The following is a 2147-nucleotide window of genomic DNA, read 5'->3' as shown; positions in this document are numbered from 1 at the left end:
AATCTTCAACGCCTGGTGCGCGATCCGCGAGATGGCGCCGTACATGTGGGGCTACATCTTCGCGGCGAAGGTCGGCTGCGGCCTGGTCGCCGAGATCGGCTCGATGCGCATCTCGGACGAGATCGACGCCATGGAGGTCATGGGCGTCAAGTCGAGGAGCTACCTGGTCGGCAGCCGCATCGTCGCGGCCTGGATCGCGATGCCGTTCCTCTACGTGGTGGGCCTCGGGATCATGTACATCGGGGAGTTCCTCACGACGGTGAAGATGCTCGGCGGAGTTTCCCCCGGTGGTTACAATTTCATCTTCTGGCTCTACCAGAACCCGCAGGATCTATTTTTCTCCCTGTGCAAGGTGATGGCCATGGGAACGGCGATCATCTTCGTCGGCTGCTACTACGGATACAACGCCAGTGGCGGATCCGTCGGTGTGGGAAGAAATACGGCGAAGTCGATGATGCTGAACATGGTGCTGATACATATCATCGGTGTATTGGGGACGCAGCTCTTCTGGGGGTTAGCGCCGAATGCACCCATCGCCAACTGATCAGCACGCCGCCCCTTCGTCCCGCGAGGAGAACTCTGTGTCCACATCGAACACCGCTGACGCACCCCCGCGGACCCACACCCGCAGCGGCCACCTCCTGGCCGGCCCGGCCGACCGGACGCACTCGATGGAAGTCCGGAACGTTTCCAAGGCGTTCGGGAACTTCCACGTCATGCGCGGCATGAACATCAACTTCGTCGACGACGCCATCACGACGGTGCTCGGGCCGTCGGGTACCGGTAAGAGCGTGCTCCTGAAGCACCTCGTCGGGCTCCTCGAGCCTGACGAGGGCGAGATCGTCGTCTTCGGCCAGGACCTGTGGAAGATCACCGAGCAGGAGCGCTACGATCTCCGCAAGCGCTTCGGTGTTCTGTTCCAGGACGGTGCCTTGTTCGGGTCCATGAACATCTACGACAACACCGCCTTCCCGCTGCGCAAGCACACGGACATGAGCGAGGCGGAGATCGAGCACATCGTCATGACCCGGCTGACGGAAGTCGGCTTGGAGCGGTCGATCACGAAACTCCCGAACGAGGTATCGGGTGGTATGCGGAAGCGCGCCGGGTTCGCGCGGGCGCTCGTGCTCAACCCGGACATCGTGTTGTTCGACGAGCCGGACTCCGGTCTGGACCCGGTCCGCACCAGCCTGCTGAACGACCTCATCCTGGACATGCACCGCGAGCACAAGGGCACCTACTTGCTCGTCACGCACGACATCCGCACCGCGCGCAAGGTCAGCGACTACGTCGGCCTCATCTGGCAAGGGCAGGTCGTGCACTACGGCGAGGCCGAGGAAGCGTTCGCGTCCGACGACCCGTTCGTGCGGCAGTTCCTGGCCGGCGAATCCGCGGGCCCGCTGGGGATGGACTGACTCATGAAACGTGTGCTGACGGTCGGCGTCATCGTGGTGGCGGCCCTGGGCGTCGGGGCCGGTGCCGTCGCCGCGATGAGAAGCGACGACTACCAGGTCGGCGTCATCCTCGACTCCGCGACGAACGTGGTGGACGGGGGAACCGTGCAGGTCAACGGTTTCGAAGTCGGCAAGGTGTCCGACATTTCGGTCGAGGGCGGCAAGGCGAAGCTGATGCTCGCCCTCGAAGGGAACCACGTTCCCCTCCACGACGGCGCGCAGGTGCGGATCGAGTGGAAGGCGGCGCTCGGCGAGCGGATGGTGAACATCACCGACGGACCGAGCGGGAACGCGGAGATCCCCGACCACGGCATGATCAAGGGCGACATGCCGGTGCCGATGGAGTTCGACCAGGTGCTCAACGCGCTGGATCCGCCGACCCGGGCCAAGCTCAGCTCGTTGATTAACCGGCTCGACAGCACGGTCAAGGGCAACGAGGCCGACGTGAACCAGACGGTGCGCTCGGCCGGCCCCGCCGTGCAAGCGCTCGGTGAAGTGCTGCGGGGACTCGGCAGCGACGGGCCGGCCATCAAGCAGATGGTCACCCAGCTCGACACCATGGTCGGAACCCTCGCCGGTCGTGAGGCCGACCTGCGCACGGTGATCGACCAGCTGTCGAAGACGACCTCGCTCACCGCGCAGCAGCACGAGGCACTCGCCTCGGCGCTCAAGAAGCTGCCCGGCACCTTGCAG

The 2147-nt window shown here is 64.6% G+C and carries 3 protein-coding genes; all 3 read left to right on the top strand.

All coding sequences use genetic code 11. From position 1 onward, the window contains the following. The coding region (locus H5411_RS46275) for an ABC transporter permease (RefSeq protein ID WP_183127998.1) at positions 1-544 on the top strand (544 nt) is incomplete at its 5' end. Positions 545-581: 37 nt separating this feature from the next. Then, positions 582-1415: an ABC transporter ATP-binding protein gene (locus H5411_RS46270; RefSeq protein ID WP_101436375.1), complete on the top strand. Its 834-nt coding sequence runs from the start codon at positions 582-584 to the stop codon at positions 1413-1415. 3 nt (positions 1416-1418) lie between these two features. Next, on the top strand, positions 1419-2147 hold a 729-nt coding region (locus H5411_RS46265), incomplete at its 3' end, for an MlaD family protein (protein WP_183127997.1).

Source organism: Amycolatopsis echigonensis (genome assembly GCF_014174495.1).
In the GTDB taxonomy this organism is placed as follows: Bacteria; Actinomycetota; Actinomycetes; order Mycobacteriales; family Pseudonocardiaceae; genus Amycolatopsis; species Amycolatopsis echigonensis.
The sequence above is the reverse complement of the archived record's forward strand: the minus strand, read 5'-3'. Positions and strand labels throughout refer to the sequence as shown.